This window comes from Conexibacter woesei DSM 14684 (genome assembly GCF_000025265.1).
In the GTDB taxonomy this organism is placed as follows: domain Bacteria; phylum Actinomycetota; class Thermoleophilia; order Solirubrobacterales; family Solirubrobacteraceae; genus Conexibacter; species Conexibacter woesei.
This window is the reverse complement of the sequence record NC_013739.1, coordinates 784,813-798,223: the sequence shown is the minus strand read 5'-3', so window position 1 is coordinate 798,223 and position 13,411 is coordinate 784,813. Positions and strand designations below refer to the sequence as shown.

Annotated in this window: 15 protein-coding genes; 11 read left to right on the top strand and 4 right to left on the bottom strand. The window is 73.0% G+C overall.

The features are described 5' to 3' along the window. The first annotated feature begins 51 nt into the window (after nucleotides 1-51). Genes CWOE_RS03765 through CWOE_RS03755 form a run of 3 tightly spaced genes read left to right on the top strand, consistent with a single transcriptional unit; the run spans nucleotide 52 to nucleotide 3,583 of the window. Entirely contained in the window at nucleotides 52-1,209 is a 1,158-nt protein-coding gene (locus CWOE_RS03765) for a hypothetical protein (protein ID WP_012932240.1), read from the top strand. An 8-nt stretch (nucleotides 1,210-1,217) separates the two neighbouring features. Next, nucleotides 1,218-2,726: an ATP-binding protein gene (locus CWOE_RS03760; RefSeq protein WP_081425587.1), complete on the top strand. Its 1,509-nt coding sequence runs from the start codon at nucleotides 1,218-1,220 to the stop codon at nucleotides 2,724-2,726. Next, nucleotides 2,723-3,583 (top strand): YhjD/YihY/BrkB family envelope integrity protein, encoded by an 861-nt coding sequence (locus CWOE_RS03755; RefSeq protein ID WP_012932238.1) that lies wholly within the window; start codon nucleotides 2,723-2,725, stop codon nucleotides 3,581-3,583. Before CWOE_RS03760 ends, CWOE_RS03755 begins: the two co-directional genes overlap by 4 nt. On the opposite strand, the gene CWOE_RS03750 is transcribed toward CWOE_RS03755, so the two are convergent. After that, entirely contained in the window at nucleotides 3,561-4,361 is an 801-nt protein-coding gene (locus CWOE_RS03750) for a VOC family protein (protein WP_012932237.1), read from the bottom strand. The genes CWOE_RS03755 and CWOE_RS03750 overlap by 23 nt on opposite strands. An 84-nt stretch (nucleotides 4,362-4,445) precedes the next feature. Between CWOE_RS03750 and CWOE_RS03745 the strand changes: the two genes are divergently transcribed. Beyond that, nucleotides 4,446-4,976, top strand: a complete 531-nt coding sequence (locus CWOE_RS03745) for an arsinothricin resistance N-acetyltransferase ArsN1 family B (protein ID WP_012932236.1) — start codon at nucleotides 4,446-4,448, stop codon at nucleotides 4,974-4,976. Nucleotides 4,977-4,978: 2 nt separating this feature from the next. Here the strand turns inward: CWOE_RS03745 and CWOE_RS03740 are convergent, their stop codons facing one another. Together CWOE_RS03740 and CWOE_RS03735 are read right to left on the bottom strand one after the other, a co-directional pair. Further along, the gene (locus tag CWOE_RS03740) at nucleotides 4,979-5,581 is read right to left on the bottom strand and encodes a hypothetical protein (RefSeq protein ID WP_012932235.1); all 603 of its coding nucleotides are present in this window, start codon (nucleotides 5,579-5,581) and stop codon (nucleotides 4,979-4,981) included. Nucleotides 5,582-5,601: 20 nt separating this feature from the next. Beyond that, nucleotides 5,602-6,225, bottom strand: coding sequence for a carbonic anhydrase (locus CWOE_RS03735; protein ID WP_012932234.1), 624 nt, complete (start codon nucleotides 6,223-6,225; stop codon nucleotides 5,602-5,604). A 223-nt stretch (nucleotides 6,226-6,448) separates the two neighbouring features. On the opposite strand from CWOE_RS03735, the gene CWOE_RS03730 reads away from it, so the two are divergent. The 7 genes from CWOE_RS03730 (at nucleotide 6,449) to CWOE_RS03700 (ending at nucleotide 12,583) form a co-directional block, all read left to right on the top strand. Next, on the top strand, nucleotides 6,449-7,537 hold the full coding sequence (locus tag CWOE_RS03730; protein ID WP_012932233.1) for a thiamine pyrophosphate-dependent dehydrogenase E1 component subunit alpha: 1,089 nt from the start codon (nucleotides 6,449-6,451) through the stop codon (nucleotides 7,535-7,537). Further along, nucleotides 7,538-8,503 carry an alpha-ketoacid dehydrogenase subunit beta gene (locus CWOE_RS03725; protein WP_012932232.1) on the top strand — a complete coding sequence of 322 codons (966 nt, stop codon included), beginning with the start codon at nucleotides 7,538-7,540 and terminating at the stop codon, nucleotides 8,501-8,503. After that, on the top strand, nucleotides 8,484-9,683 hold the full coding sequence (locus CWOE_RS03720; RefSeq protein WP_012932231.1) for a dihydrolipoamide acetyltransferase family protein: 1,200 nt from the start codon (nucleotides 8,484-8,486) through the stop codon (nucleotides 9,681-9,683). The genes CWOE_RS03725 and CWOE_RS03720 overlap by 20 nt, the downstream gene beginning before the upstream one ends. Continuing rightward, complete coding sequence (gene lipB, locus CWOE_RS03715; RefSeq protein WP_012932230.1) at nucleotides 9,684-10,463, top strand: lipoyl(octanoyl) transferase LipB; 780 nt, start codon at nucleotides 9,684-9,686, stop codon at nucleotides 10,461-10,463. Between the two features lie 30 nt (nucleotides 10,464-10,493). Then, nucleotides 10,494-11,474 (top strand): lipoyl synthase, encoded by a 981-nt coding sequence (gene lipA / locus CWOE_RS03710; protein ID WP_012932229.1) that lies wholly within the window; start codon nucleotides 10,494-10,496, stop codon nucleotides 11,472-11,474. A gap of 147 nt (nucleotides 11,475-11,621) precedes the next feature. Then, nucleotides 11,622-12,404 (top strand): rhomboid family intramembrane serine protease, encoded by a 783-nt coding sequence (locus CWOE_RS03705; protein ID WP_012932228.1) that lies wholly within the window; start codon nucleotides 11,622-11,624, stop codon nucleotides 12,402-12,404. Beyond that, the gene (locus CWOE_RS03700) at nucleotides 12,401-12,583 is read left to right on the top strand and encodes a hypothetical protein (protein WP_012932227.1); all 183 of its coding nucleotides are present in this window, start codon (nucleotides 12,401-12,403) and stop codon (nucleotides 12,581-12,583) included. The genes CWOE_RS03705 and CWOE_RS03700 overlap by 4 nt, the downstream gene beginning before the upstream one ends. A gap of 12 nt (nucleotides 12,584-12,595) precedes the next feature. On the opposite strand, the gene CWOE_RS03695 is transcribed toward CWOE_RS03700, so the two are convergent. Continuing rightward, nucleotides 12,596-13,363, bottom strand: a complete 768-nt coding sequence (locus tag CWOE_RS03695) for a hypothetical protein (RefSeq protein ID WP_012932226.1) — start codon at nucleotides 13,361-13,363, stop codon at nucleotides 12,596-12,598. Between the last annotated feature and the right edge of the window lie 48 nt (nucleotides 13,364-13,411).

Below are 13,411 nucleotides of genomic sequence, written 5' to 3'. Positions count from 1 at the left end.
GAGGAATTTGGCGATTCGCCAAGTATCCACACTCCGGATAGCGTTGTGTTCATGCCGATCCGCAGCCGCATCCTCATCGGGCTCGCCGCCCTCTGCGCGTTCGTCGCGCTGCTGGGCACGTGGGTCGACCGCCAGCTCCTCAACACCGACGACTGGGTCCGCACCAGCTCCGCGCTGCTGCGCGAGGACACGATCCGCAACCCGCTCGCCGACCAGATCGCCGCGAACATCGCCGACGGCTCGCGCACCACCGCCGCGCTGCAGGAGGCGCTGCCGCCACGCCTGCAGCCGCTCGCGCCGCAGGCCGGCGCGCTCGTGGGAGAGCTCGCGCAGCGCGCCACCGAGCGGCTGCTCGCCGCGCCGAAGGTCCAGCAGCTGTGGGTCGACGCCAACCGTCTGACGCAGCAGCAGCTCGTCGAGCTGGTCGAAGGCGGCGGCACCGTCGTCGCGGGCCGCGGCGTCGTGCTCGACCTGCGACCGCTGGCGAAGCAGATCGCGCAGGAGGCGGGCTTCAGCGGCGACCGGATCGACCAGCTGCCGCCGCCGCGCAACCGGATCGTGATCATCAGACCTGACCAGCTCGACACGCTGCGCACGATCGGCGACGTGCTGAACACGCTGTCGTGGCTGCCCGGCCTGCTGGCGCTCGCCCTCTACGGAGGCGCGATCTGGCTCGCGCCGCTCGCCCGCCGCCGCGCGCTGCTGAGCGCCGGCGCGACGCTCGCGGCGGCCGGCCTGCTCGTGCTGATCGTGCGGCGCGTCGCCGGCCACCAGCTGGTCGACGCGATCGCCGGCGACGGCTCGCTCGAGCCGACCGCGTCGTCGGTCTGGCGGATCGCCACGACGCTGCTCGCGGAGCTGGCGCTCGTCACGATCGTCGTCGGGCTGTTCGCCGTCCTCGGCGCCTGGCTCGCCGGGCCGAGCCGCCGCGCCGTCTGGCTGCGCGCCCGCTTCGCGCCCGCGCTCGTCGCGCAGCCCGCGGCGGCGTACGGCACCGCCGCGCTCGCGTACCTCGCGCTCGTCGCGTGGGGGCCGCTGTCGGTCCTGCGTCGCCCGCTGTCGATCGTGATCTTCGGCGTGCTGCTCGGCGCCGGGATGGTGCTGCTGCGGGCCCAGTGCAAGCGGGAGCTGGAGCAGGCGGGCGCGGTCGCGCCGGAAGACGCGGCGGCCGCCGCACCCGGGGGCGCGCCCCCGCCGGCCGCGCAATGATGGGGTCGATGACCGCCTTCGAAGCGCTCCCCAGTCGGCTCGCCGACTACCGCGCGCTGCGCGAGCAGCTCGAACGCGCCGTGCTGCCGCTCGCCAGCTCGCTCGACGGCCGCCGCTTCACCGTCCAGGCGTCGCTGCACGATCTGCGGCTGCGGCCGGGCGGCTACGTCGCGCTCGACGGCGGCGACGGCGGGACACGCCTCGGGCTGCTCGAATCGCTGGAGCTGGTACGCGAGGAGGCGGCGAACCTCGCGCTGCCGGTCGACAGAGCGGTGCTCGAGAGCATCTCGACGCGCCTCGTCGTGCGCAGCGCGCGCGGCGCCGGCCGGCTCGTCGACGACGACCCGCGCACGTTCCACGACGCGACCGCCCGACCGGCGACGCCGGTGGAGGTCGCCGCCTGGCTGGAGCAGCGCGGCGGCGCGCGCGCCCCGCTGCCGGTCGGCGAGCTGAGCACCGCGCCGGGCGTCCCGTACGCGCTCGACGCGCGCGGCTTCGACCGCCACACGTTCTTCTGTGGGCAGTCGGGCTCGGGCAAGACGTACTCGCTCGGCGTCGTGCTGGAGCAGCTGCTGCTGCGGACCGAGCTGCGCGTGATCGTGCTCGACCCGAACTCCGACTTCGTGCGGCTGCGCGAGGCGCACCCCGGCGCCGACGCGGGCGCGGCGGCGACGTGGGCGCAGGCGGCGGCGTCGATCGTCGTGCACGGCGCCCAGCCGGCCGCGGACAGCGCCGACGAGCGCCTGCGGCTGCGCTTCCCCGAGTTGACGTCGGCCGCGCACGCCGCGCTGCTGCGGCTCGACCCGATCGACGATCGCGAGGAGTACGCGGAGCTGGCGCGGCTGCTCGCCGACGAGCGCCCGCGCGACTTCGCCGCGCTGGAGCGGACGCTCGCCGGCGACGGCATGCGGATCGCGACGCGTGCGCGCAACCTCGGCGTCGACCGCTTCGCGGTGTGGGCGCGCGAGCAGCAGGGCTCGCTGCTGGACGCGCTCGACCGCGACGACTGGCGCTGCCTCGTCGTCGACCTCGGCGCGCTGCCCGACCAGCAGGAGCAGGCGCTCGTCTCCGGCGCGCTGCTGACGCGCCTGTGGGAGCGCCGCGCGGCACGCCGTCCGCTGCTCGTCGTGATCGACGAGGCGCACAACGTCTGCCCGGCCGCGCCGGGCGATGCGCTGACCGCGCTGGCGACCGACGCGGCCGTGCGGATCGCGGCGGAGGGGCGCAAGTTCGGCATCTACCTGCTCGCCGCGACGCAGCGGCCGCAGAAGGTCCACCAGAACGTCGTCTCGCAGTGCGACAACCTCGTCCTGATGCGGCTCAACTCGGCCGCCGACGCCGCCTACGCGGCCAGCGTCTTCTCGTTCGTGCCGGCGGCGCTGATCGAGCAGGCGACGCTGTTCGGGCTCGGCGAGAGCCTCGTCGCGGGACGGATCTCGCCGCAGCCCGCGTTCGTCCGCTTCGGCGCGCGCGTTGCGCAGGAAGGCGGCGCCGACGTGCCCGCGGACTGGGCATGACGACAGAGCCGCACGAGCCACGCGACCCGCTCGCATGGCTGAGCCGGCCGATCGCCGGGCGGACGGTCCCCGCGCGTGCCGTCGAGCTGGTGCGCGCCTGCCTCGACCGGCTCGTGCAGATGCAGTTCGTCGACCGCGCGGTCGCGCTCGGCTCGCTCACCTTCACCGCGCTCGTGCCGCTGATGGTCATAGCGAACGCGTACCTGCCGGGTGCCGACAGCGCTGCCGACAGCCTGATCAGACGGTTCCACCTGAGCGGCAGCACGGCCGACATCGTTCGCGAGACGTTCGCCCGGCCGGACACGACGCGCGGCGCGATCTCCGTCGTCGGCATCGCGCTGCTGATCGGCTCGAGCCTCAGCTTCACGCGTGCGCTCCAGCGCGTCTACGAGAACGCGTGGCGGCTGCAGGCGCGCGGCTGGGCCGGCAGCGTCGCCGGGCTCAAGTGGCTCGCCGGGATCATCGTGTGGGCGACCCTCTTCGCCGGGGTCCGCTCGTGGATCGAGGACCTCACCGGCCCGCTCGTGTCGCTGATCGTCGCGCTCGGCGGCGGCGCAGTCCTGTGGCTGTTCACGCCGTGGGTGCTGCTCGCGCAGCGCGTCGACTGGCACCGTCTGGTGCCCTCCGCCGTGCTGACGTCGGTCGGGATGACCGGCCTCAGCATCGCCTCGGTCGTCTACATGCCGGACTCGATCGCCGAGTCGGCCGACCGCTACGGCTCGATCGGGATCGCGATCGCGCTCGTCTCCTGGCTCGTCGGCGCCGGCTTCGTGCTCGTCGCCTGCGCGGCGGTCGGCGCCGTCCTCGGCGGCGAGACCGACCATCCGCCCGAGGTCACGCCGCCGGCATCTGGATGACCGAGACGACCGCGCCGACCGGGTCGTTGAGGACCGCGATGCGGCCGGCCGGCGTGTCGAACGGCGCGACCGCGACGGCGCCGCCCAGCTCGCGGCAGCGCGCGGCGGTCGCGTCGGCGTCCTCGACGGCGAAGTACGTCATCCAGTGCGGCGGCAGATCGGACGGCCAGATCTCGCCGTCCATCGGCATCATCCCGCCCATCGCGGTCTCCGGGTCGGGCGTCCCGTCGCCGCGCCGGTACCACGTGAAGTAGCGCCCGCCGCCGAACTCCATCGCCTCCGTGCGCCAGCCGAAGACGGCGCCGTAGAAGCGCTCGGATCCCTCGACGTCGCGCGTCGTCAGCTCGTTCCAGGCGAGCGAGCCCGGCTCGTTGACGAGCGCGGCGCCGCTGTGCACGCCGGCCTGCCACAGCGAGACGACGGCGCCGGCCGGGTCCTGCACGACGGCCATCCGGCCGGCGTCGAAGACGTCGAACGGACCCGCCAGCACGGTCCCGCCCGCCTCCGCCGCCGACGCCGCGGCAGCGTCGGCGTCGTCGACCGCGACGTAGGTGTTCCAGGCCGGCTGCACGCCCTCCATCGGCTGCGTGCTGATCGCGGCGACCTCCTTGCCGTCGAGCGTGCACATCAGATAGCGGCCGGGCGCGTCGGGCGGCATCGTGTCCTGCGTCTCCCAGCCGAGCAGCACGCTGTAGAAGGCGGCCGCGCCGTCGGGATCGCCGGACGCGTGATCGACCCAGCACGGGACACCGTGCTCGTAGTGGTCCCGTTCGCCCATCGCCGTCCGCCTCCCGGTCGTCGTCGATCGCCGTCGTCGCCACCCTAATCCTGTGCGAGCGCGGCCGTGTGCCACAGTGCCGCGATGATCCGCCCCGCCGACCCCGCTCGCGACGCCGCCGCCTGCGCGGCGATCTACGCGCCGTACGTGGTCGACAGCGCCGCCTCGTTCGAGGAGACGCCGCCCGGTGCAGCCGAGCTCGCGCGCCGGATCGAGCAGCTGTCGCACACCCACGCCTTCCTCGTCGACGAGCGCGACGGCCGCGTCGCCGGCTACGCCTACGCCGGCCCGCATCGCACGCGCGCCGCCTACCGCTGGGCGGCCGACGTGTCGGTCTACGTCGACGCGGCGTTCCAGCGCCGCGGCGTCGGGCGCGCGCTGTACGAGCCGCTGCTGGCGCTGCTGCGCGAGCGCGGCTTCCGGATCGCGTGCGCGGGGATCACGCTGCCGAACGCGGGCAGCGTCGGCCTGCACGAGGCGTTCGGCTTCGAGCAGGTCGGCATCTACCGCGCAATCGGCTGGAAGGCCGGCGCGTGGCGCGACGTCGGCTGGTGGCAGCTCCAGCTCGCGCCGCGCGAGGACGGCGCGCAGCCGGAGCCGCCCCGCGGCGGCTGAGGTCAGCGCCAGCCCGCGCTGAACGACTGGTTCGGCTCGGCGCCGCCGTATCTGATCCCGGCGGGGTAGCTCGCGTCCGTGTCGACGACCGCGCAAAACGCTCTGCGGGGGTCGCTCGGGCGCTGCACGCAGACGCGGAAGACGCGCCCGTCGACGATCGCGACGACGTCGGCCGTCCGCACGTGGCGACGGATCGCCGCGTCCGCTCTCGGGCTCGCGCCGATCCACGCCTGACCGCGGGCGAGCGCGTCGCGCATCGCCGCGCGGTTGCGCTCGACCTCGCCGTGGTGCAGCAGCCCGCCGGCGAGCAGCGCCGCGGCGATCGCCAGCACGAGCGCGGCGCCGGCGCGGTCGCGCGCGACGAACGCCGGCAGATCGGGCCGGCGGCGGCGCACCGCGATGCCCACGAACGGCGCGACGGCGGCGACCGCGACGAGGTTGAAGAACGCCGACAGCAGCAGCCCGCCGACCAGATCCGGTCCCTCGCCGGAGATCGGCAGCCGCGACAGCAGGATCCCGTCGGCGACGACGAAGACGACGAGCAGCGGCGCCAGCCACGCTCCGCGCAGGCGCCAGCGCAGCCGGGAGGACCACACGCGCTCCATCGCAGGAGCGTAGTGAGGCGTCAGTCGAGGTCGCGGAAGCGACCGGCGTCGACGTCGTAGACGACGACCTCGCCGGTGACGATGTCGTAGACCCAGCCGTGGATCGCGAAGTCCGGCTCCTCCAAGCGCCGCGCGATGAACGGCAGCGCGCGCAGGTGCTCCAGCTGCACGAGCACGTGCTCGGCGACCGCGACACGCATCAGGCTGTCACCTTCGAGGTGCCCATAGCGCTCTCTCACGATCCGCCCGGTCTCCTGCGAGCTGAGCAGCCAGCGCTCGAGGTTCGGCAGGCCGGCGATCGTCTCCGGGTTCAGGATCGCGTCGACCGCGCCGCAGTGCGTGTGGCCGCAGACGACGACGTCACGCACGCCGAGCACTTCGACGGCGAACTCCAGCGACGCCGCCTCGCCGGGCGCGCCGTTGGCGACGGTCGCCGCCGGCACGATGTTGCCTGCGTTGCGGACGAGGAAGATGTCGCCCGGCGCCGCCTGGGTGAACATCTCCGGCAGCACGCGCGAGTCCGAGCAGCTGACGAGCGCGATCTGCGGTCTCTGTCCCTCGACCGCGAGCCGCTCCATCAGGGTGCGCTGAGAACGGAAGCCCTCGCGCTGGAAGTCGTGGATTCCGGCGAGCAGGTTTCTCATCGCCGCTGGATCCTAGGGCTCCCCCCGCCAAACGCACCCGGTCGGAAGCGTGACATTCCGACGAACGTGGGCTCACCCACCCGGTCGGGGGGTGCGGACGGGAGTACCCTCATGAGTGATGTGTCCCCTGTGGTCGTGCCCGAACGGAGATCCCGGATCGAGCACGCAGGGAGCCGGGCGGAGATCCCGATCCCGGTTCACGAACTGAAAGGGAGAGCGCAGGATGGCGACGCAGACCGCCCGACCGGCCGCAGCGGCCGAGGAACCGCCCGCTGACGTATCGGTCCACCTGACCCGCACCGACCGGGTCGATCTGCTCCGCGCGATGCTGACGATGCGGATCGTCGAGGAGCGCGCGATGAGCCTCTACCGCCAGGGCAAGGTCCCCGGCTCGTTCTACGACGGGTACGGCCAGGAAGCCGTCTCCGCCGGCGCGGCGTACGCGATGGCGGCGGAGGACCGCCTCTGCATCCTCCACCGCGACCTCGCCGCGCACGTCGTGCGCGGCGTCGAGCCCGCGCGGATCCTCGCCCAGTACATGGGCCGCGCGACCGGCGTCACCGGCGGCCGCGACGGCAACGTCCACTTCGGCGCGGCCGAGCTGGGCTGCGTCGGGATGGTCTCGATGCTGCCCGACATGATGCTCGTCGCGACCGGCATGGCGATGGCGTTCAAGCTGCGCGGCGAGGCGCGCGCCGCGCTGACGTTCTTCGGCGACGGCTCGACCTCGCGCGGCGACTTCCACGAGGCGCTCAACTGGGCCGCGGTCCAGCGGCTGCCCGTGATCTTCGTGCTGGAGAACAACCAGTACGCCTACTCGACGCCGACGGCCCAGCAGTACGCCGTCGACCCGGTCGAGCGGGCGAGGTCGTACGGGATGCCGGGCGTGACGGTCGACGGCAACGACGTCGAGGCGATGTTCGAGGTCGTGCGCGAGGCGCGTGCCCGCGCGGTCGCCGGCGGCGGCCCGACGCTGGTCGAAGCCGTCACGATGCGGATGCACGGCCACGCGGCGCACGACGACATGAAGTACGTGCCGCCCGAGCAGCTCGCGCACTGGCGCGAGCGCGACCCGATCGAGCAGCAGGAACGGCGGCTCGCCGCGCTCTCCGAGCCGGTCGACGTCGCGGCACTGCGCGCCGAGGTGCAGGCGACGGTCGACGCCGCGACCGAAGAGGCGCTGGCGGCGCCGATGCCCGACCCGGCGACCGTGCTCGACGGCGTCTTCGCCGAGGGCGATGCCATCCCGCTCGGCGACGGGCGCGCGCCGTGGAGCGGCTTCGCGGCGGCCGGCGCCGGCAGGGAGGCGTAGATGCCCACGCTCACGTATCTCCAGGCGATCTCCGACGGCCTGCGCGAGGAGATGCGCGCCGACGATCGCGTCTTCGCGATGGGCGAGGACATCGGCACGTTCGGCGGCGCCTTCAAGGTCACCGACGGCTTCGTCGACGAGTTCGGCGCCGATCGCGTGATGGACACGCCGCTGGCCGAGTCCGGCATCGTCGGCACCGCGGTCGGCGCGGCGGTCGTCGGCATGCGGCCGGTCTGCGAGATGCAGTTCGCCGACTTCATCGCCTGCGGCTTCGACCAGCTCGTCAACGTCGCGGGCAAGATGCACTACCGCCAGGGGCTCGCGGTCCCGATCACGGTGCGGCTGCCGAGCGGCGGCGGCTTCTCCGGCGGCCCGTTCCATTCGCAGAACCCCGAGGCGTGGTTCATGCACTCGCCCGGGATAAAGGTCGTCGCCCCGTCGACGCCCGAGGACGCGAAGGGTCTGCTGATCTCGGCGATCCGCGATCCCAACCCGGTCGTCTACCTGGAGCACAAGCACCTCTACCGCCGCGTCAAGGGCGAGGTCGCGGAAGGGACCTACACGACCGACTTCAGCGCCCGCGTCGCGCGTGCGGGCGATGAGCTGGTCGTGATCGCCTACGGCGCGATGGTGCATACGGCGCTGGAGGCGACGGCGGACATCGACGGCGCCTCGGTCGAGGTGCTCGACCTGCGCTCGCTGAAGCCGCTCGACGAGGAGGCGATCCTCGCGAGCGTGCGCAAGTGCTCGAAGGTCGTCGTGCTCGACGAGGCCAACAGCACCTGCGCCGCCGGCGCGCAGGTCGCGGCGCTGATCGCCGAGAAGGGCTTCGAGCACCTCGACGGCCCGGTCGTCCGGGTCGCGACGCCCGACGTGCCGATCCCGTTCTCCCCGCCGCTGGAGCAGGCCGTCCTGCCCGGCGTCGAGCGCGTGAAGGAGGCGTGCCGTGACCTCCTCGCCTACTGAGCAGCTCGTCGACGTGACGATGCCGCAGATGGGCGTGTCGGTCGCCGAGGGGACGGTCGTCGAGTGGCGCGTCGCGCCCGGCGAGGCGGTCGCCGCCGAGCAGACGATCTGCGAGATCTCGACCGACAAGATCGACACGGAGGTGCCGGCGCCCGCGAGCGGTGTGCTCGCCGAGATCGTCGTGCAGGCCGGCGAGACGGTCGACGTCGGGACCGTGCTCGCGCGGATCGGCACCGGCGCGGCGCCCGCGCACGCCGCCGGCAACGGCCACAGCCGCCACTACTCGCCCGTCGTCACGCGGATCGCCGCCGAGCACCACGTCGACCTCGCGCAGGTGACCGGGACCGGCCGCGACGGACGCGTCCGCAAGCAGGACGTGCTCGCCTTCCTCGATGCGCAACGCGCCGGCGAGCGGGCCGCTCCCGCTCCCGCCGAGCCGCCGCTCCACATCGAGAGCCCGTACAGACCCGAGCCGGCACCGGCCGCCGCGCCGGCGGCGGGCGCCGACCCGGCCGAGGGCGAGACGCTCTCGCGCATGCGCCGCCAGATCGGCGCCCACATGAAGCGCTCGCTCGACACCGCCGCCACGTGCACGACGTGGATGGAGGCAGACATGGGCCGCGTCGAGGCCGCGCGCAGAGCGCTCGGAACGACCGCGCTCCCGCTCGTCGCGCGCGCGGCCGTCGAGGCGCTGCGCGAGTTCCCGGCGCTCAACGCGACGCTCGACGGCGAGCGCTATCGGCAGCACGACGCGGTCCACCTCGGCATCGCCGTCTCGCTCGGTGAGGACGGGCTGATCGTCCCCGTCATCCGCGACGCGCAGGAGCTGTCGGCCGAAGGGCTCGCCGTGCGCATCAGAGATCTCGCTGCGCGAGCGCGCGCCAAGCAGCTCACGCCCGACGACGTCGCCGGCGGCACGTTCACGATCACGAACCCCGGCCAATATGGCTCGCTGATGGCGACGCCGGTGATCAATCAGCCGCAGGTGGCGATCCTCGATCTCGAAGCCGTCGTCAAACGCCCTATCGTGGTCACCGATGACGAAGGCAACGACATGATCGCGATCCGCCCGCAGACGGTCCTCGGGCTCTCCTGGGACCACCGCGCGCTCGACGGCGTGCTCGCCGCCCAGTTCCTCGGCGCCGTGCGGCGCCGGCTGGAGAGCTGGGAGCACCACTAGATGGCGAAGTCGGCGAAGGACCAGCTGTGGGTCGTGCGCCTCGGCGTCGTCCCCTACCGCGACGCGCTCGCATTCCAGGAGGCGGTGCGCGTCAAGCGCCAGGACGGCGAGCTGCCCGACACGCTGCTGCTGCTGGAGCACCCGCCGGTCTACACGCGCGGGCGCCGCTCCAGAGAGGGCGAGCTGGGGTTCGCGCCCGAGTGGTACGAGCAGCAGGGGATCGACGTCGTGACGGTGCCGCGCGGCGGCCTGCTGACCTACCACGGCCCCGGCCAGCTGGTCGGTTACCCGGTCGTCCGCGTCAGAGAGGTGGCGGCGTACGTCCATCAGCTCGAGGACGCGCTCGTCGCAGCGCTCGCCGACGAGGGGATCGAGGCCCACTCGCGACCCGAGGACGGCCCCGCCTACATGGGCGTCTGGGTCGGTGAGGACCGCAAGCTGGCGTCCGTCGGCGTCCACGTCGCCCACCACGTCGCGACGCACGGCTTCGCCGTCAACGTCGACAACGACATGCGCCCGTGGGAGTGGGTCGTCGCCTGCGGCCTGCCCGGCGTGCGGATGACCTCGATCGCCGACGAGCGCGGTGAGACGGCGCTGACGCGTCCGCCGGCGAGCGAGCCGTTCGCGCTCGCGCGGGAGCCTTCCGACGCCGTCCGCAGCTTCTCCGACCGCATCGTCGCCCGCTTCGCGGAGGCGTTCGGCAAGCACGCGGTCGAGATGCCGGTCGCCGCGCTCGACGTGCAGCTGCCGGAGCCGGACCCTCAGCCGGACCCTGTCTGAACGGCAAAGCGCGATATCGTCAGGAGACTCATGAGCGCGACGGACGAACGCAAGCACCAGACGCGCTCACGCGCGAACCCGGGCGGGATGGACGTCCTGAAGGTGCTCGGCAGCGACGTGCGGCCGTTCCGCGAGCGCAAGCCCGCGTGGTTCAAGGTGCCGCCGCCCGGCGGTCCCAAGTACCGCGAGCTGACGAGAATGATCAAGGACGAGAACCTCAACACGGTCTGTGTCGAGGCGGCCTGTCCGAACGTCGGCGAGTGCTGGGAGCGCGGCACCGCGACGTTCATGATCCTCGGCGACACCTGCACCCGGCGCTGCGGCTTCTGCAACGTCAACACGGGCAAGCCGACCTGGAACGATCCGCTCGAGCCCGCCCGCGTCGCCCGCTCGGTCGCGAAGATGGGGCTGCGCCACGCGGTCATCACGTCGGTCGACCGCGACGACCTGCCCGACTACGGCGCTTCCGCCTTCGTCGGCGTGATCCGCTCGATCCGGATGCAGGCGCCGAACTGCAAGGTCGAGGTCCTCACGCCCGACTTCCGCGGCCAGGAGATGCCGCTCGCGAAGGTGATCGCCGAGCGGCCGGACGTCTTCAACCACAACTGCGAGGTCGTCCCGCGCCTCTACCCCGTCGCGCGCCGCGGCTCGGAGTTCCTGCGCTCCGCGCGCGTGCTGAAGAACGCGAAGCTGATGGGCGGCGACGACGTCGTCACGAAGTCCGGCCTGATGGTCGGGCTCGGCGAGACGCACGACGAGATGGTCGAGACGTTCAAGGTCCTTCGCGAGCATCACGTGCAGGTGCTGACGGTCGGCCAGTACCTGCGCCCGACCGAGCGCCACCTGCCGGTCGTGCGCTACTGGGAGCCGGACGAGTTCAAGGCGCTCGAAGCGGCCGCGTACGAGCTGGGCTTCGACCACATCGCCGCCGGTCCGCTGGTGCGCTCCTCGTACCACGCCGACCAGCACGTGCCGCAGGACCGGCCCGGCGTCGGCCCGCTGGCCGCATAATCCAGAGACGCTCTTCTCGACCCGCGAGTTCCCACTGGCGCCCCGCGGAACGGCGCGCCGTCGTGGAACTCGCAGTGCGCAGCACTGTTCCCGCTCAAGGACAACCTCCCCAACGATCGCTTCCCGATCGTCACCGTCGCGCTGATCGTGATCAACGTGCTCGTCTACTTCCTGATCCAGAGCGGCGGGATCACGAGCGGGCCGCGCGACAAGGAGGTCATCCAGTACGGCGCGATCCCCTACCACGTGACGCATCCGTCGTCGCAGTGCGGGACGACCGCACAGCTCGCCGACGGCTCGCAGCTGCAGACGGGCGGGGCGCCGGTCTGCGAGGGCCAGCAGGTGAAGTTGGAGGGCGGTGGCGAGGCGACCGTCGCTTCGATCGGCGGCGACACGGAGAACGGGAACGCGTGGCTGACGCTCGTCACCTCGATGTTCCTCCACGGCGGCATCCTGCACCTGCTCGGGAACATGCTGTTCCTGTGGATCTTCGGCGCGAACGTCGAGGACTCGATGTCGCGCTGGCGCTACGTCCTCTTCTATCTGCTCGGCGGCCTCGCCGCGATCGGGCTGCAGGTCGCGATCGACCCTGACTCGGCGGTGCCGACGATCGGCGCCTCAGGCGCGATCGCCGCGGTGCTCGGCGGCTACATCCTGCTCTATCCGCGCGCGCGGGTCGTGACCGTCGTCTTCGTGATCCTGCTCTTCACGCTGATCGAGCTGCCCGCATGGGTGCTGCTCGGGCTGTGGTTCGCCGAGCAGGCGCTCGTCGGCGCGACGTCGCTCGGCGACGTCGCGGGCGAGAGCGGCGGCGTGGCGTACTTCGCCCACGTCGGCGGCTTCGTCTTCGGCCTGCTCGCGATCCGGCTGTTCGCGCAACGGCGCAAGCAGGTCCCTCCCCGGTACGACGCGAAAGCGGTCCCCGCATGAACGCTCGCAACCTGATCCTCGGCGCGTCGCTGGTGCTGATCGCCGCGCTCGCGTTCTTCACGCTGCGCGACTTCGCCGTCAACGGGGTGACCGCGATGGGCGTCGTCTCGCTCCCGATCGTCGTGCTGCTCGCCGTCGGCGTGATCGGCGCGATGGCGCAGCCGCCGCGGCGCAAGTAGCGCCGGCGCTGGTCAGCGCGGCGTGCCGGCGACGCTCGCGCGCGGCACGCCGCCCGGCTCGGCCGGGCAATGGATCGGCCAGCGCCCGCTGTAGCTCTGCACCTCGTCGCGGTCCTGCGGGCGCAGCGCCGCGACGCGCTTGACGAGGTAGGTCCGTCTGCTGCCGCAGAGGTCGATCGCCGCCAGCGTCACGGTCACGCCGACGCGGAAGCCGCCGTAGGCGTCGCGATAGACGAACGTGCCGCGGCCGGTCGCGGTCGCGCCGCCCCAGCTCGTCCAGCGCACGCCGGTGACCGACGAGTTGCGGCTGTACGGCAGTGTCCGCGGCTTGAACGCCAGTCTCGTCCCGGCCGGCACGTAGACGCGTCTCGACGGCGGCTCGCAGACGCCGAGGTCGGCGCCGGCGGCGTCCGGGATCCCCGGCAGGTCCTGCTCGCAGACGCCGAAGCGGAGGCCCTGGCGCAGCTCTCTCCAGCGGCTGCCCGGCGTGCCGGGAGCGGTCCGCTGAAGCACCCAGATCCGCTCGATGTCGGGGCAGTCGCCATCGGCTCTGGCGAAGACCGCGCCCCAGCGGTCGTCGACGGTCGAGATCCGCCCGTCCACGCAGGCGGGGTCCGACGGCGGCCCGGTCGCACCGGCGAGCGCGACCAGCTCCTCCTGCGTCGGCGTCCGCCACGCCTGGGCGGGCGCGGCGACGGCGCCCAGCAGCGCGAGCGCACCGAGCGCCGCGAGCGCGCTCCCGCTCGCCGCGACACGCCTCCGGAAGGCTCCCGCTCCCATCCGACGACCGTACCCGACGCGCCCCGGGGCGTGCTCCGCATGCTGCTA